Annotated in this window: 1 protein-coding gene; it reads left to right on the top strand. The window is 54.0% G+C overall.

Translation table 11 applies throughout. The features are described from left to right. Positions 1-77: 77 nt before the first annotated feature. On the top strand, positions 78-646 hold a 569-nt coding region (locus PFRI_RS16005), incomplete at its 3' end, for a transposase (RefSeq protein ID WP_139292132.1).

A 646-nucleotide genomic window follows, 5' to 3' on the forward strand; every position in this document is an offset into this window, starting at 1 on the left:
GATTGTGTTGAAAAACTCTTGCTTGATCGAATGGTCAATCGCTGATTCAATTCCTTTATTGATTGGGGGATTTGGCGATGATGGGACCAAAGCAGGAGGCGCAAGCGGCGCTGTTCTATGAGTTCTCTCTGGAGGATCACGTTCCACAAGATCACCTGCTGCGGTCGATTGATCGGTTTGTGGATTTGAGCAGCATCCGCGCGCATCTTTCGGATTTCTATAGCCATACAGGCCGTCCTTCAATTGATCCTGAGTTACTGATCCGGATGCTACTCGTTGGGTATTGCTCTGGCATCAGGTCCGAACGCCGCCTGTGCGAGGAGGTGCATCTGAACCTGGCATATCGATGGTTTTGTCGCCTTGATCTGACGGACCGGATCCCGGATCATTCGTCGTTTTCCAAGAACCGTCACGGTCGCTTCCGCGAGAGCGATCTTCTGCGCCACGTATTTGAGACGACTGTCGCGCGCTGCATGGCGGAAGGGCTCGTGGGCGGTCAGGGATTTGCCGTGGATGCCAGTTTGATAAGCGCTGATGTCCAGAAACAGAACTCCAGCAACCCTGATGACTGGGCAGCCCGTATGACCGACCCCGATGATGCACCACGTGCTGTACGGGAATATCTCGACACTTTGGACGACGAGGC

Origin of the sequence: Planktotalea frisia (assembly GCF_001890925.1) — a bacterium.
Classification (GTDB): domain Bacteria; phylum Pseudomonadota; class Alphaproteobacteria; order Rhodobacterales; family Rhodobacteraceae; genus Planktotalea; species Planktotalea frisia.